Origin of the sequence: Psychrobacter sp. UBA6291 (assembly GCF_002439405.1) — a bacterium.
Classification (GTDB): Bacteria; Pseudomonadota; Gammaproteobacteria; order Pseudomonadales; family Moraxellaceae; genus Psychrobacter; species Psychrobacter faecalis.
In genome coordinates this window covers 1-22,768 of the sequence record NZ_DJUD01000013.1, presented here as the reverse complement: position 1 = coordinate 22,768, position 22,768 = coordinate 1, and the positions used below count along the sequence as shown (strand labels likewise).

Annotated in this window: 24 protein-coding genes; 11 read left to right on the top strand and 13 right to left on the bottom strand. The window is 44.5% G+C overall.

The window, feature by feature from the left end:
* Nucleotides 1–74: 74 nt before the first annotated feature.
* Both gloA and B3R91_RS01180 read right to left on the bottom strand, forming a co-directional pair.
* A complete protein-coding gene (gene gloA / locus B3R91_RS01185; RefSeq protein ID WP_286795982.1) occupies nt 75–644 on the bottom strand; it encodes a lactoylglutathione lyase in 570 nt (189 codons plus the stop codon).
* A gap of 117 nt (nt 645–761) precedes the next feature.
* Complete coding sequence (locus tag B3R91_RS01180) at nt 762–1,400, bottom strand: carbonic anhydrase (RefSeq protein ID WP_068406318.1); 639 nt, start codon at nt 1,398–1,400, stop codon at nt 762–764.
* Nucleotides 1,401–1,851: 451 nt separating this feature from the next.
* Between B3R91_RS01180 and potA the strand changes: the two genes are divergently transcribed.
* The 4 genes from potA (at nt 1,852) to B3R91_RS01160 (ending at nt 5,861) form a co-directional block, all read left to right on the top strand.
* On the top strand, nt 1,852–3,126 hold the full coding sequence (gene potA, locus B3R91_RS01175) for a spermidine/putrescine ABC transporter ATP-binding protein PotA (protein WP_286795980.1): 1,275 nt from the start codon (nt 1,852–1,854) through the stop codon (nt 3,124–3,126).
* The gene (potB, locus tag B3R91_RS01170) at nt 3,126–4,034 is read left to right on the top strand and encodes a spermidine/putrescine ABC transporter permease PotB (protein WP_198328838.1); all 909 of its coding nucleotides are present in this window, start codon (nt 3,126–3,128) and stop codon (nt 4,032–4,034) included. Before potA ends, potB begins: the two co-directional genes overlap by 1 nt.
* Entirely contained in the window at nt 4,034–4,852 is an 819-nt protein-coding gene (potC, locus tag B3R91_RS01165; protein ID WP_144297837.1) for a spermidine/putrescine ABC transporter permease PotC, read from the top strand. Before potB ends, potC begins: the two co-directional genes overlap by 1 nt.
* A gap of 118 nt (nt 4,853–4,970) precedes the next feature.
* Complete coding sequence (locus B3R91_RS01160; RefSeq protein WP_286795977.1) at nt 4,971–5,861, top strand: LysR family transcriptional regulator; 891 nt, start codon at nt 4,971–4,973, stop codon at nt 5,859–5,861.
* A gap of 83 nt (nt 5,862–5,944) precedes the next feature.
* Here the strand turns inward: B3R91_RS01160 and B3R91_RS01155 are convergent, their stop codons facing one another.
* The 4 genes from B3R91_RS01155 to B3R91_RS01140 form a co-directional block, all read right to left on the bottom strand.
* The gene (locus B3R91_RS01155; protein ID WP_286795975.1) at nt 5,945–6,316 is read right to left on the bottom strand and encodes a CrcB family protein; all 372 of its coding nucleotides are present in this window, start codon (nt 6,314–6,316) and stop codon (nt 5,945–5,947) included.
* A gap of 65 nt (nt 6,317–6,381) precedes the next feature.
* Nucleotides 6,382–7,419, bottom strand: coding sequence for a tRNA (adenosine(37)-N6)-threonylcarbamoyltransferase complex transferase subunit TsaD (gene tsaD, locus B3R91_RS01150; protein WP_286795973.1), 1,038 nt, complete (start codon nt 7,417–7,419; stop codon nt 6,382–6,384).
* A gap of 94 nt (nt 7,420–7,513) precedes the next feature.
* Nucleotides 7,514–8,041, bottom strand: coding sequence for a c-type cytochrome (locus B3R91_RS01145; protein WP_286795971.1), 528 nt, complete (start codon nt 8,039–8,041; stop codon nt 7,514–7,516).
* Nucleotides 8,042–8,185: 144 nt separating this feature from the next.
* Entirely contained in the window at nt 8,186–8,614 is a 429-nt protein-coding gene (locus B3R91_RS01140; RefSeq protein ID WP_286795969.1) for a hypothetical protein, read from the bottom strand.
* A 500-nt stretch (nt 8,615–9,114) separates the two neighbouring features.
* Between B3R91_RS01140 and rpsU the strand changes: the two genes are divergently transcribed.
* Nucleotides 9,115–9,330 carry a 30S ribosomal protein S21 gene (gene rpsU / locus B3R91_RS01135; RefSeq protein WP_010195908.1) on the top strand — a complete coding sequence of 72 codons (216 nt, stop codon included), beginning with the start codon at nt 9,115–9,117 and terminating at the stop codon, nt 9,328–9,330.
* Nucleotides 9,331–9,504: 174 nt separating this feature from the next.
* Complete coding sequence (locus tag B3R91_RS01130) at nt 9,505–9,954, top strand: GatB/YqeY domain-containing protein (RefSeq protein WP_286795967.1); 450 nt, start codon at nt 9,505–9,507, stop codon at nt 9,952–9,954.
* A gap of 63 nt (nt 9,955–10,017) precedes the next feature.
* Here B3R91_RS01130 and B3R91_RS01125 read toward each other — a convergent pair whose 3' ends face one another.
* Nucleotides 10,018–11,646 carry a M48 family metallopeptidase gene (locus B3R91_RS01125; RefSeq protein ID WP_286795965.1) on the bottom strand — a complete coding sequence of 543 codons (1,629 nt, stop codon included), beginning with the start codon at nt 11,644–11,646 and terminating at the stop codon, nt 10,018–10,020.
* 345 nt (nt 11,647–11,991) lie between these two features.
* On the opposite strand from B3R91_RS01125, the gene B3R91_RS01120 reads away from it, so the two are divergent.
* The 4 genes from B3R91_RS01120 to thiS all read left to right on the top strand — a co-directional run bounded on the left by B3R91_RS01120 (nt 11,992) and on the right by thiS (nt 14,280).
* Nucleotides 11,992–12,474: a sulfurtransferase TusA family protein gene (locus B3R91_RS01120; RefSeq protein ID WP_286795964.1), complete on the top strand. Its 483-nt coding sequence runs from the start codon at nt 11,992–11,994 to the stop codon at nt 12,472–12,474.
* 240 nt (nt 12,475–12,714) lie between these two features.
* The gene (rpoH, locus tag B3R91_RS01115; RefSeq protein WP_197488882.1) at nt 12,715–13,578 is read left to right on the top strand and encodes an RNA polymerase sigma factor RpoH; all 864 of its coding nucleotides are present in this window, start codon (nt 12,715–12,717) and stop codon (nt 13,576–13,578) included.
* Nucleotides 13,579–13,641: 63 nt separating this feature from the next.
* Nucleotides 13,642–14,013, top strand: a complete 372-nt coding sequence (locus B3R91_RS01110) for a DUF423 domain-containing protein (RefSeq protein ID WP_068406292.1) — start codon at nt 13,642–13,644, stop codon at nt 14,011–14,013.
* Nucleotides 14,014–14,079: 66 nt separating this feature from the next.
* Nucleotides 14,080–14,280, top strand: coding sequence for a sulfur carrier protein ThiS (gene thiS, locus B3R91_RS01105; protein ID WP_102077024.1), 201 nt, complete (start codon nt 14,080–14,082; stop codon nt 14,278–14,280).
* Nucleotides 14,281–14,551: 271 nt separating this feature from the next.
* Here thiS and hpf read toward each other — a convergent pair whose 3' ends face one another.
* Nucleotides 14,552–14,932 (bottom strand): ribosome hibernation-promoting factor, HPF/YfiA family, encoded by a 381-nt coding sequence (gene hpf, locus B3R91_RS01100; protein ID WP_068406286.1) that lies wholly within the window; start codon nt 14,930–14,932, stop codon nt 14,552–14,554.
* A gap of 430 nt (nt 14,933–15,362) precedes the next feature.
* Nucleotides 15,363–17,081: an RNA polymerase factor sigma-54 gene (locus B3R91_RS01095; RefSeq protein ID WP_414707478.1), complete on the bottom strand. Its 1,719-nt coding sequence runs from the start codon at nt 17,079–17,081 to the stop codon at nt 15,363–15,365.
* Between the two features lie 297 nt (nt 17,082–17,378).
* On the opposite strand from B3R91_RS01095, the gene B3R91_RS01090 reads away from it, so the two are divergent.
* Nucleotides 17,379–18,266, top strand: a complete 888-nt coding sequence (locus B3R91_RS01090; RefSeq protein WP_286795960.1) for a carbon-nitrogen hydrolase family protein — start codon at nt 17,379–17,381, stop codon at nt 18,264–18,266.
* A gap of 34 nt (nt 18,267–18,300) precedes the next feature.
* Here the strand turns inward: B3R91_RS01090 and B3R91_RS01085 are convergent, their stop codons facing one another.
* The 4 genes from B3R91_RS01085 to lptM all read right to left on the bottom strand — a co-directional run bounded on the left by B3R91_RS01085 (nt 18,301) and on the right by lptM (nt 22,228).
* Nucleotides 18,301–19,341 carry a tyrosine recombinase XerC gene (locus tag B3R91_RS01085; RefSeq protein WP_286795958.1) on the bottom strand — a complete coding sequence of 347 codons (1,041 nt, stop codon included), beginning with the start codon at nt 19,339–19,341 and terminating at the stop codon, nt 18,301–18,303.
* 6 nt (nt 19,342–19,347) lie between these two features.
* The gene (gene dapF, locus B3R91_RS01080) at nt 19,348–20,235 is read right to left on the bottom strand and encodes a diaminopimelate epimerase (protein WP_144297846.1); all 888 of its coding nucleotides are present in this window, start codon (nt 20,233–20,235) and stop codon (nt 19,348–19,350) included.
* A gap of 223 nt (nt 20,236–20,458) precedes the next feature.
* Nucleotides 20,459–21,793, bottom strand: coding sequence for a diaminopimelate decarboxylase (gene lysA, locus B3R91_RS01075; protein WP_286795953.1), 1,335 nt, complete (start codon nt 21,791–21,793; stop codon nt 20,459–20,461).
* Nucleotides 21,794–21,916: 123 nt separating this feature from the next.
* On the bottom strand, nt 21,917–22,228 hold the full coding sequence (gene lptM / locus B3R91_RS01070; protein ID WP_286795949.1) for an LPS translocon maturation chaperone LptM: 312 nt from the start codon (nt 22,226–22,228) through the stop codon (nt 21,917–21,919).
* Nucleotides 22,229–22,768: the final 540 nt, after the last annotated feature.

Sequence of the window (22,768 nt, the reverse complement as noted above, 5' to 3'; positions counted from 1 at the left end):
GTATTCGCTTTCAAATATAAGAAAGCCGCTATTGTTCATATAGCGGCTTTTTTATTGGTTAAAGAGTGACTTATTTAACCCATTAAGTCGGCTTGGACGATTTCAATCCAGTAACCGTCAACGTCTTTGATAAAGGCGATATTTTTCATACTGCCGTCTTCTGGACGTTTTTTAAACTCGACGTTGTTTTGATCAAACCAAGCAACCGCTTCGTCAAGACTTGGCACACTAAAGCAGATATGACCAAAGCCTTGTGGTTCACCATTACCATCATGATAACTAAAGTTCGCTTGGGTTTCGGTACCGTAGTTATGAGTCAGCTCTAAAATACCGCGCTGACGGAAGGCGAAAATTTCTAAATCGTCACCCGCTGGCAAATTTTCCCGCTCGCTGTCAGTCAACTTGGCTAAAAAATATAAATCAAAACCCATCGCAGGGAATTTTTTTACCGCCAGTAACGTCATGCCTAAAATCCCCGTATAAAAGGCCAACGATTTGGCAGGGTCTTTGACGCGTAGCATGGTGTGGTTAAAGGTATAACCTGCTGTCTGCGCTGAAATCGGCTGCACGCCTTCTGCTTTTACGCTGCTCTCAGGCTGAGTGATACTGTCTTTATTAGTATCTAAATTTGTTAAATCCGTCATAATCTTTCCAATATCTAAGTATTTTAATCGTCATTTATCCATTATAAATCATTGATAACGGGTACGTGCAAAATCAAATCGTATCCACCATTCCGAGCGTTTAATGATAAATAGCTATTAAGTATCTAAAAAGCGTACTTTTCCAGTTTCTAAATTGTATTCAGCGCCAACGACGAGTAGCTGACCGCTACTGGTTAAGTCTTCTAGGGCGCGCGAACCATGCTTTAATTGGCTGACCGACATGCGCACATTGGCACGAATAGAGCGATCGACCAATTCATCCGCATCGACGTCTTGACCGTTGGCCGTTGCCAGCTCATGTAAGTTATAGACACTTGGGCGAATACGATCGACGATTGATTGTAAATTTGGCGAATAATTTTGCTCAGGATTGATCAGCGCATCGACGCAAGCGGTCACCGCGCCGCAGTGCGAATGCCCAAGGACCACCACCAATTTGGTACCAAATTTTTCTGCCGCAAATTCAATCGAACCGATTTGAGATGGCGCAACCACATTACCCGCCACGCGTATGACAAACAAATCGCCCAAACCTTGGTCGAACACAATCTCAACCGGGACGCGGGCGTCCGAGCAACCCAAAATAATTGCTAACGGATCTTGATCGCTGATCAGCTCGGGACGTTTTTGCATGCAAGGGTCAGTGCTGGTCAGACTTTCTACGTAGCGTACATTTCCTTCTTTGAGTAGTGCCAGTGCTTCTTGTCCAGTTTTTGGGCGGTTACTGTTAGGCATAAGGGGTCCTTGTTTATCAAAATGGTTTAAATTATAAATTGCGCTAGCATTCTGTTTTCTACTTTAAGATACAGCTTTCAGCTATGCTTATCTCTTAAAGTTAGCCGTTTGCTATTGCAAATATCCTTGTATGTAGCATACACAAAATTATTGTAGCGCAAGCAAGGCAAAAAAACGGTAAAAATTCTTTATTGTAAGATGGCAGCATCGCAAGTCAAAGCATTGCAAGACAAGAAATTTGCAGCCAAGCATTTTGCTCATTCTTTTTTTAACAACCTAAACCAACCGATAACGAACTTGCACTGACTTATAACAAGGGTTTGTTATAATACGCAGCAACCATACTCCATATATAGCCAACGCTTATCGCCAGACTTAACAACATGCAAATTGCTGCCAGTCACTAGTATTTTAGCGCTGCTGCGCATTTGGTGTTTTAGGAATCAACCTTATGACCGAAACGAATGTAAACCTGCAAACCGCACCGGTGTCGCCTAATAGTGACAAGGCGCTGCTGCAACTGACTGGTCTCCAAAAAATTTATGATCAAACCGAAGTGTTAAAGGATATTAACCTTGATATTGAACATGGCGAATTTATCACCTTGCTTGGGCCATCAGGCTGCGGTAAGACGACTTTGCTGCGCTTAATTGCGGGTTTTGAGCAGCCAAATGCAGGGTCGATTTATCTTGATGGCATGCAAATGGCAGGCTTGCCAGCGGATAAGCGTCCGGTCAATACTGTGTTTCAGCAATATGCGTTATTTCCACATATGACGGTGGCGCAAAACGTCGCTTATGGGCTTAAACTCAAAAAAGTGCCAAAAGATGAGATACAAACGCGGGTACGTGAGATGCTGGCGATGGTACAACTTGAACACCTTGCCAATCGCAAACCACAAGATTTATCCGGTGGTCAGCAGCAGCGGGTGGCGATTGCACGTGCGGTGATTAATCGTCCTAAACTGCTATTGCTCGATGAGCCTTTATCGGCGCTCGACCATAAATTGCGTTTGCAAATGCAATCTGAGCTTAAACGTCTACAACGTGAGCTTGGCATTACCTTTGTCTTTGTCACCCACGATCAAGAAGAAGCGCTGTCGATGTCGGATCGCATTGCGGTAATGAAAGACGGCAGATTTCAGCAAATTGGTACGCCGATTGAGATTTATGAAACCCCTGCCAATCTCTTTACCGCCAAATTTATCGGTGAAACCAACTTGTTTAAAGCGGAAGTCAAAGGCGTTTACCCTGAGCAGCCCGATCGTGATGGGCGCGTGACCAATGGCCGTATTGAGGTCGAGGTCTGCGAAGCACAAGCGCAAGAGGGGCCGACGACCTTACGCAATCTGCGCCGCCCTGACTTTGCCAATGACGTGCAAGTTGGTGATATCGTTAACTTACTATTGCGCCCTGAAGATTTACGCATTTATGACCCCAATGATAAAGAACATGGCGGCTTACTGGGGCGGGTGATTGAAAGTAATTATAAAGGCAGTACCTTAGACTCGATTATTGAGCTAACCAACGGCCATATTATTAAAGCCTCGGAATTCTTTGATGAAGATGACCCAAGTTTTGATTATAAGCTTAACGAAGGCGTTAAAGTATCGTGGGTCGATGGCTGGGAATGGGTGTTGCCAGAAGAAGATACGCTTGCTAGCGGCATTGATAACGGGATAAAAAATAGCCCTAGTAAATTAGCTGCCCAAAAGGATATCAGCTAATGGCGCGTCCTAACGTAGGTAATAAAAAATCAAGTCATAAAAACTTGAGCAATAAAAGCCCTTTTCGTACCGCAACGCTATGGCTAATTTGGGGTTGGCTGCTCATCTTTGCGCTATTGCCAAATATACTGGTGATTGCCGTCAGCTTTTTGACCCGTGATAGCACCGCTTTTATTAGTTTACCGGTCACTCTCGACAGTTACGTGCGCATGATTGACCCGCTTTATTTTGATGTCTTTGTGCATTCATTATGGATGGCGGGCATTACCACAGTCATTTGCTTATTACTTGGCTATCCCTTTGCTTGGTTTGTTTCTCGAGTGGATAAACGCTGGCAGCCACTATTGATGCTTATGCTGATATTGCCATTTTGGACCAACTCTTTGGTGCGGACTTATGCGCTAAAACTATTATTTGCCAGCAATGGTTTGATTAATAAATCCTTATTAACACTTGGTATTATCGATGCGCCCATTGATATTCTATATACCCAAGGCGCGGTTATTGCCGGTTTAACCTATTTGTTATTTCCCTTTATGGTGCTGCCACTGTATGCGGTATTCAGTGATTTGCGTAATGATATGCTGCTTGCCTCGCAAGATTTGGGTGCTTCAAAGCGCCAAACCTTTTGGCACGTGGTATTACCCTTAACCACACCGGGGATTATCTCCGGGGTGCTGTTGGTACTACTACCAGCGATGGGGATGTTTTATGTCGCCGATATCTTGGGCGGCTCACGTAACTTACTCGTTGGTAATATTATCAAAAACCAGTTTTTAGATGCGCGTGATTGGCCGTTTGGTGCCGCCGCCAGTGTGCTATTGACCCTTGCGATGGCGGTATTATTACTCGCTTATCGTGCCAGTAGCCGCCGTATTGGCAAGACTGATTTTAACGAGGTGGCCTAATGTCTGATAGTTCACTGAATAGTACTCCAATTAAAAATAAACGCTCTATCAAATTAGGTAATATTGCCGCCAAAGGCTATCTCAGTCTGATTTATATTTTATTATATCTGCCTATCATCGTTTTGGTGGTAATGTCATTTAATAAATCAAAAATTGGTTATAACTGGGGCGGCTTTAGTTTAAAGTGGTACGAGTCGCTACTGAATAATCAGGCGATGCTTGATGCCTTTTGGCACTCTATTGTTTTAGGCTTGGTTGCGGCTACGGTTTCGACCGTTATCGGTACATTAACGGCGCTTGCGCTGCATCGCTATGACTTTCGCGGTAAAGGGCTTCTCAATGGCCTGTTATTTGTGCTGATGATGTCACCTGAAATTGTCCTAGCGATATCGCTATTGGCGCTGTTTTTATTAATCGGCCTGCAGCTCGGTTTTGTCTCGCTATTACTAGCGCACATTACCTTTTGCTTGCCGTTTGTCGTTATCACTGTCTTTGCGCGTTTAAGCAGTTTAGACGAGCGTTTGATGGAAGCGGCGCGAGATTTAGGTGCTAGCGAATCAACGATGGTTCGTACGGTGTTGATTCCAGTAATTTTCCCTGCGGTGATGGCTGGTTGGCTACTTGCCTTTACCTTATCGCTTGATGATGTGGTGGTATCGACCTTTGTGACCGGCCCTAGCTATGAGATTTTACCGCTCCGTATTTATTCTATGGTGCGCGTGGGACTTAAACCTGAGGTCAATGCCATTGGGACCATTTTATTGGTCGCTTCATTAGTTTTGGTGGTAATCTCGCAATTACTGCTGCGTCGGCGCTAGTTTTAATTTTTACGGTAAAATAATGGCAATGTAATTTTAGGCAAAAAGTGCCTATGATTTTTCAAAATTATAAACACCTATTTTCCTATTTCTTTAACGTCAGTGGTTAGGTTATTTTATGCTAGAGCTTCGTCATCTTAATACGCTAACTGCGCTGCGAGCCCATGGATCATTGGCCGCTGCTGCCGATGAGCTGCATGTCACCGCCTCTGCGGTCTCGCATCAGTTAAAAGAGTTAGAGAATTACTACGATATTAGCTTGGTCAATCGGCGCACGCGTCCGCTGACCTTTACGCCAGCGGGCAAAACGGTACTGGCGCTGGCAGACAGTATCATGCCGCAGGTCACACGCACCAAAGCCAATCTAAAACGCTTAGCTCATGGTCAAGCGGGCAGATTGCGCTTGGCTTCTGAATGTCATAGCTGCTTCGATTGGCTGATGCCCATTCTCAATCATTATCGCCGCGAATGGTCAGATGTTGAGCTGGATTTTGCCACCGGTTTTGAGCCTGAGCCGCATCATTTACTGCAAGAAGGTGATATCGATTTATTGATTACCACCAGTAATTTACCGATAGAAGGTATCAGTTATCAGCCATTGTTTGAGTACGAGAGCCGTTTGGTGCTGTCGCCGACTCACGACTTGGCTGAGCAACCATTTATTCATGCCCAAGACTTGGTTGCTGAAACCTTGATTGCCTATCCGGTGGAAGCTAAGCGCCTCGATATCATTGCCAATTTTATGACCCCAGAAGCGGTCAGTTTTAAAGCGATTCGTACCACCGAGCTCACGGCGATGCTAATTCAATTGGTGGCAAGTGAACGCGGGGTGGCGGCACTGCCTGATTGGGTGGTAAGCGAGTATGAAAAAAAAGGCTGGGTGGTTTCGCGGGCATTAGGCAATGGCGTCTATTGTCAGCTCTATGCGGCGACGCGCACCGCAAGCCAAGATATTGCTTATATGCAAGGGTTTGCCAGTTTATTAGAAGGGATTGTAAAACCGGTATAGCTAGTGCTTTTTTTAAAAAGTTGTTTAAAAAAGAGCCGTATTAAACATTAATATGGCTCTTTTTTATTGTTGAGTTTTTATTATTACAAAATCAATTTAAACAAATAAAAGCCAATTGCCGTTGCTAATAACGTCAGCCCCACATGTAACCCAATCAGTCCTAAACCCGCAAGCAGTTTGCCGTTATGGATAAAGGTAAATACTTCAGCACTAAAGGTACTAAAAGTCGTCAGTCCACCCAAAAAACCAGTTATGGCAAACAACCTGACATTGGGAGACAAGTCGCTACCCATACGCTCAAACCAAACTAATGCTAATCCTATTAAAAGTCCACCTAAGACATTGGCGCCAAGCGTACCGAGCGGTATCCAGCTATGCAGCGGATTAAAACGCGCCAACCAGCCACGCAGGCAAGCACCAATGGCAGCACCTAGTCCAATTGCAAGCCACTGCATAAGCTATCCTTGAGTAAGATAAAGTTTAATAGGTTAAGTATAAGATAGTTCATAGCTTATAGCATTTATAGCGCAGGCAGCTCGGTCATCGGCCAACGTGGGACGCAGCTAACAGCCAAATCATCTGCTTGACCGGCTTGCAAACGCTCGTAACCCGCATAAGCAATCATTGCCCCATTATCGGTACATAAGGCTGGCGGCGCGTAATGAACGCTAGCATTAATTTTAGCAAGCTCGCGCTCTAATATCTCACGCAAATGGCTATTGGCACTGACGCCGCCTGCAATGACCAAGCGACTCATCTCGACTTGTTTCAGTGCCTTGACGCATTTTTTCACTAGCGTATCAACTACTGCATGTTGAAAGCTTGCCGCAATATCGGCGCGCACTTTTGGATCGCTGTCGGAGCCATCAGTGTCCTTGATAAGATTATGCACCGCCGTTTTCATACCGCTGAAGGAAAAATCTAAACCGCGATGTAGCATCGGGCGCGGTAAGTCATAGGCATTTTGATTGCCATTTTCTGCCAATTTGGCAATATTTGGTCCACCAGGGTATGGCAGACCAAGCATTTTAGCCGCTTTATCAAAACATTCACCCGCTGCGTCATCGATAGACTCGCCAAGGATTTCATATTGCCCGATACCATATGCGGCAATTAGCAAAGTATGACCACCAGAAACCAGTAAGGAGACAAATGGAAACGCTGGCGGATTCGCTCCCATCAAAGGCGCTAACAGGTGTCCTTCCATATGGTGAACGCCAATCGCTGGCACATCCAAGCCATAAGCCAAGCTACGTCCAAACAATGCGCCCGTCATCAGCGCCCCTATAAGTCCCGGCCCTTTGGTATAAGCAATCGCATCAATCTCATTTTTAGTGATATCGCACTGCTCTAGCAATTCGTTGAATAACGGTACCAGCTTACGAATATGGTCGCGGCTGGCAAGCTCAGGCACTACTCCGCCATAAAGTGCATGCAGCTCTATCTGTGAATACAGCACTTGCCCAAGCAAGCCGTTATTATTGCTATCTATCTGCTCGCTATCAAAAATCGCCAGACCTGTTTCATCACAAGAGGTCTCTAAACCCAATACTTTCATCTATGTGCCTTTATATTTGCTTTGTAGCATTAATAAAAAACCGCCACTGTTAGCTTACAATGGCGGTCATTCTAGCAAATTTCAATACGTAATATTAGCGAGCGGCAGCAACCATATAATCAACTGCGGCATGAACTTGTGCTTCAGTGACGTCTCCAACCGCTTGCGCAGGCATTTTATTAAAGCCTTTAGCAGAATGCATGTGTAACGTTTCTATGTCTTTGGCAAGGTGCGGTGCCCAAGCTTCTTTATCACCAAATTTCGGTGCGTCAAGCAAACCATTCTCATGGCAAACTTTACACTGCTTTTCGTACAGCTGAGCACCAGCATCGGCCGCCAACACTTCTGGTTCAGCAGCAGCTTCAGGTTCAGTCTCTACGACAGGTACTTCCGTAGGCTCTGCTTCAACCGCAGGCTCAGGGGTGACCACTTCGGTTTCTGTTACAGGCGCTTCAGGTTCCACAGCAACTGTTTCAGTTTCATTGGTAGTAGCTGGCTCTTCAGCCGCTGTATTGTCGCCGCCACTACAAGCGCTCAATGCCAAAAGTGCACTCAAGCTTAGGCTTGTGAGCGCCAATTTAGCAACGGATTTTTTCTTCATTGTATTTTGCTGCATAGTCATAGTTAATCCTTCATCTATAGTTTGTTAATATAAACTTAAATATCGTAGCTGGCATATTAATAGTCATCGCTGGCAATGATGAATCGCTATTATGAAATGAGCATGTGGCTTACTTACTTAATTACTCATAGCTACTAAATACTATTAGTTCGTTGCAGGCTCAGTCGTATCAGTAGTCGTAGCGGCCGCATCGGTATTTGTCGCCGTGGCACTATCAGTAGTAGCCGCTTCTGTATCAGTACTTGTAGTAGCCATATCTCCTGCCGCATCTGTCGCTGCGCCATCTTCTGCTACTGCAGTGTCAGTACCCGCAGCACCCTCTTCTGTCCCTTCTGCCGTGTCAGCAACAGGCATCGGCGCTGTTTCTGGGAAGTCCATATCTTCTGCTTCAGGTGCGTTTGCACGTGCAAGTTCTGAAGCTTCATCGACTTTATCTTTTGCTAAGACTTCACCTGATTCAGCGCCCGCTTCTTCCTTGTCACTGCTACAAGCACTTAGACTGACGCCCATCGTCAGAAACAATGTCGCCCACAATGCAGTACCAATCGTTGTTTTCTTCATGCCATTTTTCATTCAAAGATCCTCAAAATAATAGCTATAAAAGCCTTGTAACGTCTATCTCGGCATATTTTTAAGCGTCTAGTTTCAATAGCTAAATCTTGAAATTTAAAGCAGCTTAAATATGAGCGACAGACTGAGTATAGGATAGGATACCATAGACTCCATATAAGCCGTTATTGCTAAACAGCTGTTTTGTCCACAATTTATTGATTATTTGTTAAAAGATTATTAAAAATATTAACACTCACGCCTTCGGTTAAATCTTATTATATTTGTACGGTGTAATTAAATTTTATTGTCTATTATTTGACCTCTATTTAAGCCTTTATCTTACATAAATACGCTAAAGCCTTTGACTTTACTGCAGTTTTTGATTAAAATAAGCGCCCTTGTGCTAGTGCGCAAGACTATCCTAGTTTGAGCTGATGCCGATAATCTTGAGATATTACGGCTAAATACTAATACACAGCCAAACTAATGCCCTTATATCTCATCCTAATCAAGGAGATTTCATGCCTGCAGTTAAGGTTAAAGAAAACGAACCAGTTGACATCGCTATCCGTCGTTTCAAACGTGCTTGTGAAAAAGCCGGCGTTCTATCAGACGTACGTAAGCGTGAATTTTATGAAAAACCAACGCAAGTACGCAAGCGCAAAAAAGCCGCTGCTGTAAAGCGTTATAAGAAAAAATTACAACGCGAAACTATTCGTACCACTCGTATGTACTAATCACCAATACGATTAGCTACCTACCAGCGCTACACTAACGCCACTGTTATCGATGAATAACAGTGGCGTTTTTTATGCTACAATTTTTGTTATTGCTGCTGATAAATGCCCAGCAGATTTTTATTTAACACTTACCAAAAACTATTTTACCCATACTTATAAGGAATAATAACAATGAGCCAACTTAAACAGACGTTATCTGACACCATCAAAACCTCTATGAAAGCGCGCGAGCTTGAACGCGTCAAAGTGTTGCGCAACGTCCAATCTGTGGTCAAGCAGATTGAGATTGATCGCCAAACCGAACTTGACGATGCGCAAGTATTAGAAGTGCTACAAAAGCAGCTCAAGCAGCGTCATGAGTCATTGTCTATCTTTACCGAAAACGGCCGCGATGATTTGGCCAGCAAAGAGCAGTTCGAGATTGATATCATCAATGAGTTTATGCCAAAACAAATGGATGATGCCGAGCTTGCCGCTTTGGTGAATACTGAAATCAAAGAGCAAGGCGCCACCTCAATGCGCGATATGGGTAGCGTGATGGGCGTGTTAAAGAATAAAACCGCAGGCCGTGCTGACCCTGCATTAATCTCTAAATTGGTAAAAGATGCTCTGCAAGGTTAAGTGAAGTTAAAAAAAGTTATATATTCTTAAACTGCGTATCGACCCAAGCTAGCAAACAACCGCCTAAGGCTTAAAGTCTTTGGCGGTTTTTACCGCTTTGATTTCCGCATTAATACTGGCAAGTAACGGTCGAGCACTACTTGCTTGCGCAGTTTTTTGCATTTGTTCAGTTAATTGCTTGGCTTGCGTTAAGGAAGTCAGCGCGCGCTCATAACGTCCGCTCCACAGCTGGTCGTGACTACGATAACGCAGCGCGTTGATAGTAGCGATTTTTGCCAGTTGCGGCGAATCAGTAGTTTTGGCAATTTTTTCATTGACCAATTGCAAGCTTTGCCACGCATAGCGGTCGCTTGGCTGCTGCTCGGTCAGTGGCTTAAGCAGTGCTTGCGCCTTGGCTGGCTGATTGCTATTGGTCAGTGCTTCTGCTAAATAAAGACGCAAGTCACGGCGTTCAGGATATAAGCGCTGCTGACTCTCAAGCAGTTCCGCCGCTTGTTGCCATTTATTTTGCTCAGTGAGAATTTGACTTTGGGTAATGGACAATAACGGCTCGAGTATTTGCCGCTGGACTGCGGGTAGCGCTGACAGCTCAGTATATATCTCATGGGCCTCGCCAAAACGCTGCTGCTCGCCATACCAATACATCAGCGCCAATTTTGCGCCAACGCTATTTTTCGCGGCGGTCGTCAACGCGGTTTCAGAGACATGCTCGCCGGTGCTTTGCGTGCGCCAATAGAGCAAATCAAACAAGGCTTGATGGCGCTGCTGCTTGGACAATGGCAGAGCATCATAACGCTGGGCGCGGCTTTGCGATTCGCTTAAACGCTCATTACTCAAAGGATGTGAGCGCACAAAACTGGGCAGGAATTGATTGGCGGTTTGGTTCAATTGGCTTTTTTGATTCATTGTTGCAAAAAAGCGCGGCATGGCGCGTGGATCGTAACCTGCTTGGTTCATGATTTGCATGCCAACGCGGTCGGCATCACGCTCATTACTACGGCTAAAAGCCATGCTGCTATTCATGGTAGCGGTTTGGCTGCCCATCATGACTGCCGCCGCCGCATCGCCATCGACCGCTGATGCCGCAATCGCTGCCAGCATACCGCCTATTTGCATCAGCAAGGCTTTTTTGCGCTCATCCGCGCCGCTCTCATAATGGTGCTGGCTAATATGAGCCACCTCGTGAGCAACGACGCTGGCAAGCTCATCCATGCTGCTTGCCGCCAGTATCGTTCCAGTATTGAGCCCAATTACCCCGCCGGGCGCTGCAAAAGCATTGATACTAGGGTTATCAATGATAACCAAACCTAGCGGCGCTTGCTGGCGAGCTTGCGCATTTAGCCGCCACGTCATCTCTTTTATGGTTTCATAAATCCAAGGGTCGTGCTCCATCTTCGCGCGACTATTGATGTTTCTTAATGACCACTCACCAAGCAGTTTATTTTCATATTGCTCAGCAAAGCTTAGCCCCTGCCCGCGCAAATTGGGTAAATCTAATTCTTCAGCACTTGACGTCTGCCAGGAACCGTAAGTAAATGGCGCGACTTGCGTGCCAGCACTATTGGCAGTAGTTGCCAGTGCCAGCAAGGTAGCCGATATACCCACCTTTAGTACAAAAACGCCTGTTAACGTTTTTAGCGTTCTTTTAAACAGCGATTTTTTAAGCAGTGCTGGGCTATGAAAATAATACAAGTGCGTATCCTATCCGAGTAATCCTAACGTCTTTTTGACTATACGAGCTTGTTTAGTTAAGGTCAATTGCCGTCTGCATCTGGCTACCAATAACGCTGCCACGCGTCACGCTTGTGCAACATGCTTGTGTAAACTTAAGCGTTATAAAGCGAAGTATTAAATGTAAAGTTTATCTTATCGCCCGGTTGTTATTAGATATACTAATTGACCAATGATTATGATAACTATATTCAACTGCAATTGAGTAGTGGCAATTTGCTATAATAGTAGGTCGTGGTAAGCGCTTGTTATCCATGGACTACAAGTGATACTTTCTCAAACATTGATATTTTAAAGGTTTATTTTATGTCTACTGATAACCAATCTGTCATTGTACGAGACTCATATCCTATTTGTTTTGTCGAAACCGTATCTGACGCCCAGCAACAATCGATAACGCAGCTGCTCGATTTATTGCCAGCAGATACTCTTAACTTAGTAGAAAATTTTAACTCGACGGATAGCGCAGAGCAAAAACAGCCAATCATAATTAAAAATATGGTCGATGGGCGCGGTCTTGCCTGCCCTATGCCGCTATTAAAAACCAAAGTGGCGCTACGAGAAGTAGCGGTTGGTGAATCGCTATATGTCGTTGCCACGGACCCAAACTCACAAGCTGATATCAGCGCTTTTTGTCAGCAGAGCCAGCAAACAGGCACAGCAAACCCCTTATTACTGCTTATCAATCAAGCAACAGCGGCAAGTAGCGACAAAATGCTAGGAACAAAAACCAGTACTGCTGTTGATACAATATATCACTTCATCATTACCAAAACTGATAGCAACTAAGCGGCGCTATCCTTTACAATTATAACTATAAGATTTTTATCTGACTCATTGCTTATCTATTTAACCAAGGTCAAGAATATGGCTAATACTTCTAATAACGCTGCAAATACCCGTAAAAAAGACAGCGCAGCACCTGAAAAAAACGAAGCACGCGATGCGGCCTTGAAAGCCGCTGCGGCGCGTCCGCCTTACGATGCGAGCGCACTTGGCGATACACGTACTCGTGACTTAGTGCCTGCTATGCCAACACATTTATCAGCGCCTGGCGTAAACTTGGGCGCTTATATTAATACCGTGCATCAAATTCCGATTTTGACACCGACTCAAGAGCAAGAACTTGCTCACCGCTATTATGATGAGGGCGATGTTGAAGCGGCGCGTCTGCTGGTTATGTCGCATTTACGCTTTGTGATTCATATTGCCCGTAGCTACTCAGGCTATGGTCTGCCGCAAGCCGATTTAATCCAAGAAGGCAACTTGGGCTTGATGAAAGCGGTTAAACGCTTTGATCCTAATAAAGGCGTGCGTTTGGTATCCTTTGCCGTGCATTGGATTAAGGCTGAGATTCACGAATTCGTCATTCGTAACTGGCGTATTGTCAAAGTTGCTACTACTAAAGCGCACCGTAAATTATTCTTTAACTTACGCAGCCTGAAAAAGACCAACAACCAATTAACGCTCGAAGAAGCCGATGCCATTGCCAACGATTTAAATGTAACACGTAAACAAGTGCTAGAAATGGAGTCACGCTTGACCTCGTATGATGCGTCGTTTGAAGCGCAATCGAGCGATGATGACGATGGTCGCTACGCGCCGCAGCTGTTTTTAGAAGATGGTATCGACCCTGCAGAGATGGTTGAAGAGGATGACTGGGAAGAGAACAACTCATCGGCTCTACTAGCAGCGATGGATACGCTAGATGATCGTTCACGCGATATCGTTGAGCAGCGCTGGCTTTCTGAGCAAAAATCAACCTTACATGAACTAGCAGCGGTTTACTCTATCTCAGCAGAGCGCGTACGCCAAATCGAAAAAAACGCCATGGATAAAATCCGTGAAGCCATGACCATCGATAGCGTTATTTTGCCCGATGATATCCAATAAGCTTTAGTTTGTTAGTTAAAACTTACCTATGATAACAATCCTATTTATAACACGAGTTTTACCATGCTAAATTGGATAAGTATCGCCGCTATTAATATGGCTATCGCCGTCGCCTTGGGCGCGTTTGGCGCTCATGGGCTTAAAAATTCGGTCAGTATCCAGCAGCTTGAATGGTGGCAGACGGCAACTCTATATTGGTTTGTACACGGGCTTGGATTATTGCTCGTTGGTATTCTTATTCGCCTTAATTATACGACCCAAACCACAGCATGGCTGCTACAAATCGGCGCACTTATTTTTGCGGGCAGTTTATATGCCATGACGCTTGGGGCACCGCGCTGGCTTGGAGCGATTACCCCTATCGGCGGTATGCTGATGATTGCCGGTTGGCTATGGCTTGCGGTCTCGACATTTCGCTTAGGCCATACTGCTTAAGTTGAATAACAAAATGGGTCAATGGATGAGTAACAAAGGATTATTAGCTTTTAGGGAGCACATATTATGAGTAATATTAGTGTTAATGGTAAAAAATTGCAGACCACGCATCAAACCGTCCAAATGGTCGTCAATGAGCTTGGACTTAGTAAAGGCCGCTATGCGGTTGAAATCGATGGTGAACTTATTCCAAAAAGTGAGCTTGATAAAATGCGTATTGTTGAAGGTATGAATATAGAAGTGGTACAAGCAGTTGGTGGTGGTTAAGCGAATATTGGCCCGCTAATTTTTTCATGGATAAAAATTAAGCAATAAAAAAGACCTCTTACGTTGATACGTTGAGGTCTTTTTTATTTGTCGTGCTCTTAACAAATAAAGCAACTTTACGAGCTATCATTCCAATATGATTACTTAGTAAATACGCCAATTATAATAATTATCTTATAGGCTATATTTATCAAACAGTCATAATAATAAAGTCAGCTACTATGTAGATCGGTTGCTGTAGTGAATACTACTTAGAGCAGTGACGAACCCATTACATGACAGGTGCTGCATCATCAACTGTCAGCTCTTCGTAGCGTTCATCGCGCCCTGGACCTTGAGTTTTCTTACGATCCTGACGGGTTTTATATTTACGTACTTGTCTATCAAGTTTGTCTGCCATCTCATTAATGGCTTTATACATATCGTCTTCGCAGGCTTGGACGAACATTTCTTGACCTGCAACTCGCATAATCGCTTCGGCTTTATGGGTCTTTTTCCCACCTTCACTTGAGCCGCTATTATCTAGCGATAATTTTACCTGAATACTTTGAATCTGATCGAAATGACGTTCTACTTTTACAAGCTTTTCGCGAACGGCGTTGTCCATGGCTTCGGTAACACTGATATGGTGACCACTGATAGAAACATTCATATTATCGTCCTTTTATTATTGCTTATATTATTACGTACAATCAGCAGTGAGTTAGCTTTATAGCTTTTGTCATGCTGCCTTACCAATAATTCATCCAGTACCTTTCTTATCATAAAGTTTGGCTTGTCATTTTCTATTCGCTAACTGCTTTATTCTTCTACTCCTTTATTAAAATAAAAAATTAAAATACATTTTTATCATTTGTTAAATTAACTAAATCGGCCAAACCAATACTGGGTTTTCGTTGTTGGTATGACTCTAATTTGTCATGAAAACCAAAGAGTAGCAAGCCATCAAATTGTAAGTAAATGTAATAAAAAATGATGTTTCATAAATGTTTCTATATAATCAAAAAATTTTATTTTTTATTTATGTTTGAATTGGCTTAATTCTGGTGGTATGACATTTATAAGTCGTTGAATGACAACATTTAATATTTTCGTTTGCGCTGAGTGGATGATCCGATATTCATTGCTTCACGATATTTGGCTACCGTTCGTCTGGCGATATCGATGCCTTCTGCGAATAAAAAATCTTTTATACGGCTATCAGATAATGGCTTTTTCGGGTCTTCATCTGCGATAAGCTGTTTAATCATGGCGCTGATGGCGGTTGAGGAGATGTCTCCGTCACTACTGCTGACGTGAGATGAGAAAAAATGCTTAAGGGAAAACAACCCTTGGGGCGTCAAAATGGTTTTGCTCGTAGTGAGGCGCGAAACGGTGGATTCGTGCAAATCAACTTCTTCGGCAATGGCTTTTAAAATCAAAGGCTGCATGGCAGTGGCGCCATGTTGCAAAAACTCTTGCTGGTAGCGCACGATACTGGTTGCTACTTTTAATAGGTTTTGATTGCGCTCTTCGATACTGCGAATAAACAGGCGCGCATCGGTGAGATTTTCGCGCAGATATTGATTGTCAGGACTGTCATCGCCACGTTTGACCAAATTGGCATATTCTTGATTGACCCGCAACTTAGGTAAAGTGTCAGGATTGAGGCGCACTTGCCAGCCGTCTATTTGCGCAGTCGTGTCGTTTCCATTTTTGTTATCAGTGGTGTGATTGCTATTGTGGCGGCGAATCGGCGTGACTAATACATCAGGAATATCGTAGCTTTCTGACGGCTGCATATAATCGGGCTGACTGCTTTGAAATAGTAGGCCGGGTGATGGATTTAACGTACGTAACAGGTTAAGCGCGGGGGTAATCTGTTCAGGCGCGAGGCCGGTGAGTTCAGTCAAGGCTTTGATATTATTGCTGACCAAATGCTCACTGGCTGAGAGAAGCGCTTGGGCTTCTTTAAGATATTTTGTATTCGTATCAAGCTTACACAATTGCAGCGCTAAGCACTCATTGAGATTGCGTGCGCCAACGCCAAGCGGATCGCACGATTGGATAATGCGCAGTACCGCCATGACCTCATCGTACTCGACGCGCTCGTCCCATTGATAAAAGCTGGCGATGGTATCAAAGCTTTGTAACAACTCATCGATATCAAGGCGTATAAAGCCCATTTCATCCATAGAATCCATGAGATATTCGGCGATAAGTGTATCTGTTTCGGAGAGGCGCTTAAAGTTCAGCTGCCAGCGTACATGGTCTTGAATGGTAGCGCTGGTACTGCCCTGATAGCTATCAAAGTCTTCATTGTTGCCGTTAGCCGAATGAGATGAAAGACTCTCTGAACCTATCGCGGCAGAGGCATAATTACCGCTGCCAAAACCGCTATAATCGTCGCCCTCTACGGTATGGTTGTCGATTGCTTCATCATCAAAACTGGCTTGCTGCAATTTATCTAAGCTATCGCCACTGTATTCATCACTTATATTGGCAGCACTGCTATTGTCAGAAGAGTCGAAACCATCATCTGAAGAATGGGTAGATTTAGCAAACGAATCAACGCTAGCATTTCGGTTCCAACTATCTAATGTTAACGGCTCGCCATTATGACTGTCGTAACTATCACAATTAGCATAGTCATCTTCATCCTCTTCCACACGCTCTAGCAAAGGATTGCTATCAAGCTTCGCCTGTACCTCCTGCGCAAGCTCAAGACTAGAGAGCTGCAGCAATTTGATGGCTTGCTGCATTTGCGGGGTTAGCTTTTGCGAGGTATTTAGCGTGGTCGCCAATCCAAACGACATACTCATGGGTGACTGTTTACCTTTCGATCGTGGTGAGATTCTATATGTTTTGCTGGTTAAAGCCTGCGCTTATTAACGCTTATCATCACTAATAAGCGCTTTAGCCTATCAGGTCATGACGATAGCATTTTTTGCTACAATGTTGCTATGATAATTTATATTCTGTTCAGGTAAGCCATTTTTAGCTTTTGTTCACCTTATAAAACTGCAAAAGCTTTGCAGGGATGCCGAGCTTTTAAATATAACAGAATAAAAATAACTAAGAGTAAAGCCCTATAAAGCTTAAAAATTGAGAATAATATTATGAATGAGATTACTAAAAATGAACCGCTGACCGTTGCTGCTGTACAAATGAGCAGTCAGCAAGACATCGAAGCCAATTTAGCCGATATAAAAGCTGCTATTAGCGAGGCAAGTAAGCAAGGCGCGCAGTTAATCGTTTTACCAGAAAACTGCTGTAGCATGGGTCGACAGTTTGCCACTGCCGAGCGTTTTGATGAGTTATCCGACGCAATGGCCGAGTATGCACGTGCTTTTGGTATTTATCTATTAGCAGGCTCGCTGCCCTGCCCTTATCGCCCTGATGGCGTCATCGTGCCCAATGGTAGACTGCGCCAAGTCAGTCAGTTGTTTGCGCCCGATGGTACACGTGTGGCACGCTATGACAAAATCCATTTATTCACTGCAACCGTTGCCGATAAAAAAGGCAGCTATAATGAAGCGGCGACTTTTGAGCCTGGCACGCAAACGGTTGTGGTTCCACTCGAAGCAAATGATGCCGTTTATCAGCTCGGTATGATGGTCTGTTTTGATTTACGCTTTCCAGCCTTAGCGCAGCGATTACGGCAGGCGGGCGCAGAGGTGTTAAGTGCGCCATCGGCGTTTACTTATTTAACGGGACAGGCACATTGGTCGCTATTGCTACGCGCGCGGGCATTAGACAGTCAGTGTATGGTGATTGGTGCCGCACAAGGTGGTGAGCATCTTTATAAGAATGGCGATAGTCGGCAAACATGGGGACATAGCACGATTACTGCTTATGACGGCACGATTATCAATAGCTATGAGGATAGTGACTTAAAAAACTCTGCTAATAAAAATTATGCCTTGGTATTAGCAAACTTAGATAAAGCAGGACAAGCGCAAGGACGGCAAAAGATGCCAATCTTTGACTGTCACCGTTTGGCATAAATGTAGGATTAAATGCTTAAGAAATAACCAGAACTTAAGTAACATCAACACCATTTTGCGTATGCGACGCACGCGGATGAGCGCGATCATAAACTTGGGTCAATTTAGCAAAATCAACATGAGTATAAATCTGCGTGGTACTAATGTCGCTATGACCGAGCATTTCTTGTACCGCGCGCAAATCGCCACTGCCAGATAGCATATGCGATGCAAAGCAGTGGCGCAATAAATGTGGATACATATTTTGCGCAATCCCAGCCCGCGTAGCCGCAACTTTGAGTCGCTGCTGCACCGCCCGCGTGGATAAACGTGTACCTAACTTTTCACTGATAAACAACGCATTGTCCATCTGCTCTACCCAAAGATTGCGGTGCGGTAGATAACGTTTAATCGCCTCGGCGGCTTTGATGCCTAAAGGTACTAAGCGCGTTTTGTTGCCCTTACCCGTCACGCGCACGCGCAAATCAGCCAAGTCTATATCGGCCATATCGAGCGCCACCAACTCGCCAACACGCAGACCGCTACTATAAAGCAGTTCGAACATTGCCTTATCACGCAACCACAAGCGCGCCTGCTCTGGCGTATCAGGGATCTCTTGGTCAAGCAATTGCGTCAATAAATCTACATCGGCGATAGACGGCAGCGGTCTAGGGCTGCGCTTAAGCTGATAGCCCGTAGTCGGGTTAATACGCGCTAAACCCTCTTCTATCAACCAGCCATAAAAATGACGGATAGCCGATAGCTCTTGCTGAACGCTCGCCAGTGCCAGCTTATCTTCATCTAGGCGTTGGCTGATATGCTGGGCTAACTGCCGCTTATCACAACGCGTCCATGTCAGACGTTTGCCGCGTAAAAACAGCGCCAATTGATTTAGACCTGCAAAATAAGCCACCAATGTGTGCTCGGAGTGATTGCGTACCGACAGCGTATTTAGCCAACGATGCACTGGCGCTAGCAGTTCACGTAGCGTACTATCTGCTTCGATGGTTGTTGCCAATTCTGCCGATAGCCATGTGTTTGATTTAGTGTTTGATGTAATGTTTGACTGAATATTCGAGCTAGGCGTTGTCGTCATTATCTATTAGCCTTCTGGAGTAGGCTTAATGCCTGCTTGCGCCATTAAGCCATCTGGGCTAAACACCCCTTCATAGACAAACGCCGTTGGCCCAGTCATCATCACAGAATAACCCGGCTGCCATTTGATAATCATGCTGCCGCCATAAAGCTGCGCGCGTATGTCTTCGCCTTCATCAAGCCAGCCTTCACGGATACCAACCGCCACCGCTGCACAAGCGCCCGTACCACAAGCTTGGGTTTCGCCAACGCCGCGCTCATAAACACGCAGACGGATATGACGCTGATTCATGACCTGCATGAAGCCGACATTGACGCGCTCTGGAAAGGCCGGATGTGATTCGATGGCTTTACCCAAGGTCTCAACATCAGCTTCTAGGACATTATCAACCCTGATGACCGCATGCGGATTGCCCATATTGGCGACATAAAGCTGCACCGGCGTACCATTAACGTTTAGATGATAGGCATTTTGGATTTTGGTCGTCGCTCTTGGGGTAAAGGGAATCTCACTTGGCTCAAATTTGGGCTTACCCATATCAACCTCGACCCAGCCATAACGGTCGGTCGTTAAGGAGATTATCCCGCTCGCCGTTTCAACGCGCAGGCGCTGCTTAAATGACAGTTTACGCGCTTGCACAAAACGGGCAAAACAGCGCGCGCCATTACCGCATTGCTCAACCTCTGTGCCATCGGTATTAAAAATGCGATAACTAAAATCAACATCGGGGCGCATCGGCGGCTCGACGACGAGCAATTGATCAAAGCCGATGCCTAAATGACGATCACCCAACAGCTGTACCAATTCCTTGGTCAACTCTAAGCGTTGGGTCACCAAATCGATGACCATAAAATCATTGCCTAGCCCATGCATTTTTGTAAATTCTATTAGCATATCCTTGTTATCCTATCCTATTTTTATGTATGCCTTATATTAGCACGCTGTCAGATACAATCATAATTATCACCGCTATCAAACGCTAAGTTAAAGCTCTATCACCGAACAAATATTTCTTATCCAAACCTTCATTAAAGCAGGCAATAAAAAACCCATTGTCGTTATCACAATGGGTCATTTTTAACTAAAAAAACTCGTAAGCACTAAACTGGCTAAAAAACTATTTATCCTGCCACAACACTTCTTCAGCATATAAAGATTCAAGCGTTTCGCGTTTGCGAATCAGTTGATGCTTATCATCGGCTACCATCACTTCGCTAGCACGACCGCGCGAATTATAATTGCTACTCATGGTAAAGCCGTACGCACCAGCGCCAGTGATAGCTAAAATATCACCTGTTGCTAATGACAATAAGCGGTCTTTTGCTAAAAAGTCACCAGTTTCACAAATCGCCCCAACGATATCCCACGGCTGTGTACCATCGGTATCTAAACCGTCTTTGGGCAATGTCGCAGGAATCACTGCCATTTCTGCTTGGTATAAAGCAGGACGTATCAAATCATTCATTGCCGCATCGACAATAGCAAAGTTCTTGTGCTCGGTTGGTTTAAGTACATCAACCTTGGTTAATAATACACCGGCGTTGGCCACGATACTACGACCCGGCTCGAAGAATACCGTTAAATCAAGCTCACTTAGTTTGGGTAGTAACGCTTGCGCAAACTCCTCGATAGACACTGGCGTTTCATCGATATAACGCACGCCAAGCCCGCCGCCCAAATCGATATGACGCAGCTCAATGCCTTTAGCTCGCAAACTATGTATCAGCTCAATCACTTTATCAAGTGCCGCGACAAATGGCGCGACCTCGGTCAGTTGCGAACCGATATGGCAGTCGATACCGACAATATCAATATGCGCTAATTGCGCCGCTTGTTCATAAACCGCAACGGCATTTTCGTGACTGATGCCAAATTTATTGTCTTTTAAACCGGTTGAGATATACGGATGGGTCTTGGCATCGACGTCTGGATTGACCCGCAATGAAATCGGCGCTGTTTTATCAAGCGCTTTTGCCACTTCGTTAATCAGCGCCAATTCACTAATTGATTCAACGTTAAAGCAGCCAATACCTTGGTTAAGGGCATATTCGATTTCGCTATAGGTTTTGCCAACGCCTGAAAATACCACGCGCTCAGCTTTCCCGCCCGCTGCCAACACCCGCATCAACTCACCGCGTGAGACAATATCAAATCCTGCCCCTGCTTGCGCCAAGATGCCAAGTACGGCAAGGTTAGAGTTTGCTTTCACCGCATAACAAATCTGATGCTTTAGGCTGGCAAAACTCGTCGTATAAGCCTGATAAACGTCTAAAATCGCTTGTTTTGAATAAACATAACATGGCGTACCATAGTGTTTAACCACCTCATCAATACTTACCTGCTCCATATATAACGCGCCATCGCGATAATCGAGCGCAGGCAAATGGTCGGTTAAGGCTTCAGGATGCACATACAATCCTTGCTCAGTTTTGGTCGTGACTGACTGACTCATAAAGTTGTCTCTAATATAATCAATGTATTAAGGGATTAACGGATTAATGGGTTTAGCAGCTTGAATAGGCTAAGAATCGTTTGAATATTTGGCTTTTAATAAACCAATACTAATAGACAAGCATTAATAATCGTTAGGATCCGTACTCGGCGCAGGCAACTGAAAATCTTCAGCGTTTTGCGCGTGATTTGCATTGTCATTAAGCTTAGTAAAGGCGGCATCTTGCGGATGACTGGTGCTCTCAAGCACAGCCGTATTATCTTTTACCGTTTGGCTACTCGATTCTGTTAAGTACAAATCGCCTTTTTGCCCGCAACCTGCCAACGCAGTTGCCCCAATTACCAGCGTCGCTATGGTTAACTGATATATAGCAGGTTTGACATCAACGCTTAAATTAGCGCTGTTAAAATTTGAGGTACGGCGTATAGTAAACATAGAATGGCTAACCTTTCATCTTGCAATGGTTTGCAGGCGATAACAATCACTATCAGCGAAAATAAGGCTGCAATATAGAAATAGGACAATTTTTTAATCATAGCATTATTCGATAAAGTTGTGCGCCCCCTGCTGCTGATTGGCGCATAAATTTATAAGAATTAACGACTAACGATAGGCAAAATGGGATTTTATAAACGCTATCAATAGCTACAGATAGAGAACCACAGACAAACTTACTTACAATTTTATAAAAAGTGCTTTTATCCTATTATTTCTGGCAGCGGTTGATGGCATTCGGTGTACACTTGTATAAAACGGCATGATTAAAGCCTTATAGTTATCGTGGTATAAACCTCAAAATATGGTACATTATAGTGAAGCCTTGCAGCGGCAATGAAGCGCTAATATGGGGTTTAATAGCCATTAATTGCTGCGAGAATTTTGGGCAATTATGCGCTTTTAAGGTATTTTAAAAACACTGCAAGCCTGAAATGCGAAAAACAATATTAAGAAAAATGGTGGTGTATCAAAAAGTAT

What these genes read in the sequence shown, in the direction of transcription:
- B3R91_RS01085 (WP_286795958.1), bottom strand. Translation starts at nt 19,341, where the DNA reads ATGACGACAACGCCTAGCTCGAATATTCAGTCAAACATTACATCAAAC.
- B3R91_RS01160 (WP_286795977.1), top strand. Translation starts at nt 4,971, where the DNA reads ATGCTAGAGCTTCGTCATCTTAATACGCTAACTGCGCTGCGAGCCCAT.
- gloA (WP_286795982.1), bottom strand. Translation starts at nt 644, where the DNA reads ATGACGGATTTAACAAATTTAGATACTAATAAAGACAGTATCACTCAG.
- B3R91_RS01090 (WP_286795960.1), top strand. Translation starts at nt 17,379, where the DNA reads ATGAATGAGATTACTAAAAATGAACCGCTGACCGTTGCTGCTGTACAA.
- potC (WP_144297837.1), top strand. Translation starts at nt 4,034, where the DNA reads ATGTCTGATAGTTCACTGAATAGTACTCCAATTAAAAATAAACGCTCT.
- lptM (WP_286795949.1), bottom strand. Translation starts at nt 22,228, where the DNA reads ATGTTTACTATACGCCGTACCTCAAATTTTAACAGCGCTAATTTAAGC.
- dapF (WP_144297846.1), bottom strand. Translation starts at nt 20,235, where the DNA reads ATGCTAATAGAATTTACAAAAATGCATGGGCTAGGCAATGATTTTATG.
- potA (WP_286795980.1), top strand. Translation starts at nt 1,852, where the DNA reads ATGACCGAAACGAATGTAAACCTGCAAACCGCACCGGTGTCGCCTAAT.
- tsaD (WP_286795973.1), bottom strand. Translation starts at nt 7,419, where the DNA reads ATGAAAGTATTGGGTTTAGAGACCTCTTGTGATGAAACAGGTCTGGCG.
- potB (WP_198328838.1), top strand. Translation starts at nt 3,126, where the DNA reads ATGGCGCGTCCTAACGTAGGTAATAAAAAATCAAGTCATAAAAACTTG.
- B3R91_RS01140 (WP_286795969.1), bottom strand. Translation starts at nt 8,614, where the DNA reads ATGAAAAATGGCATGAAGAAAACAACGATTGGTACTGCATTGTGGGCG.
- B3R91_RS01095 (WP_414707478.1), bottom strand. Translation starts at nt 17,081, where the DNA reads ATGAGTATGTCGTTTGGATTGGCGACCACGCTAAATACCTCGCAAAAG.
- thiS (WP_102077024.1), top strand. Translation starts at nt 14,080, where the DNA reads ATGAGTAATATTAGTGTTAATGGTAAAAAATTGCAGACCACGCATCAA.
- B3R91_RS01155 (WP_286795975.1), bottom strand. Translation starts at nt 6,316, where the DNA reads ATGCAGTGGCTTGCAATTGGACTAGGTGCTGCCATTGGTGCTTGCCTG.
- rpsU (WP_010195908.1), top strand. Translation starts at nt 9,115, where the DNA reads ATGCCTGCAGTTAAGGTTAAAGAAAACGAACCAGTTGACATCGCTATC.
- B3R91_RS01130 (WP_286795967.1), top strand. Translation starts at nt 9,505, where the DNA reads ATGAGCCAACTTAAACAGACGTTATCTGACACCATCAAAACCTCTATG.
- B3R91_RS01110 (WP_068406292.1), top strand. Translation starts at nt 13,642, where the DNA reads ATGCTAAATTGGATAAGTATCGCCGCTATTAATATGGCTATCGCCGTC.
- B3R91_RS01145 (WP_286795971.1), bottom strand. Translation starts at nt 8,041, where the DNA reads ATGACTATGCAGCAAAATACAATGAAGAAAAAATCCGTTGCTAAATTG.
- hpf (WP_068406286.1), bottom strand. Translation starts at nt 14,932, where the DNA reads ATGAATGTTTCTATCAGTGGTCACCATATCAGTGTTACCGAAGCCATG.
- rpoH (WP_197488882.1), top strand. Translation starts at nt 12,715, where the DNA reads ATGCCAACACATTTATCAGCGCCTGGCGTAAACTTGGGCGCTTATATT.
- B3R91_RS01120 (WP_286795964.1), top strand. Translation starts at nt 11,992, where the DNA reads ATGTCTACTGATAACCAATCTGTCATTGTACGAGACTCATATCCTATT.
- lysA (WP_286795953.1), bottom strand. Translation starts at nt 21,793, where the DNA reads ATGAGTCAGTCAGTCACGACCAAAACTGAGCAAGGATTGTATGTGCAT.
- B3R91_RS01180 (WP_068406318.1), bottom strand. Translation starts at nt 1,400, where the DNA reads ATGCCTAACAGTAACCGCCCAAAAACTGGACAAGAAGCACTGGCACTA.